Origin of the sequence: Deinococcus rhizophilus, assembly GCF_030271215.1 — a bacterium.
Classification (GTDB): Bacteria; Deinococcota; Deinococci; order Deinococcales; family Deinococcaceae; genus Deinococcus; species Deinococcus rhizophilus.
Map to the genome: position 1 here is coordinate 1 of NZ_JASNGB010000434.1, position 352 is coordinate 352.

Annotated in this window: 1 protein-coding gene; it reads right to left on the reverse strand. The window is 76.1% G+C overall.

What is annotated here, in order from left to right; translation table 11 throughout:
• On the reverse strand, positions 1 to 352 hold a 352-nt coding region (locus QOL99_RS17720), incomplete at both ends, for a tetratricopeptide repeat protein (RefSeq protein ID WP_285525712.1).

Sequence of the window (352 nt, forward strand, 5' to 3'; positions counted from 1 at the left end):
CCTCGCGCTGCGACCCCTTCAGGCCCAGGCGCTGCGCCCGCCGGATGGACGCCACCGACTCCGCGAGCCGCCCCTGCCGCCGCAGCGCCACCCCGAGGTTGTGGTGCGCCCCGTCGTAGTCGGGCTGCACGCGGATCACCTCGCGGTAGCGGGCCTCGGCCTCGGCCAATCGCCCTTCTTCCAGGTCGAGGTTGCCCAGGTTCGTCCCCGCCCGGTAGTGCCCCGGGTCGTGGGTCAGGGCCGCGCCGAACTGCTCGCGGGCCTCCTGCCCTTCCTCCCGCAGGGCGTGCAGCACTCCCAGCGCGTTGAGCGCCTCCGGGCGCGTCAGCGGGTGCGCCAGCGCCGGGGCGAG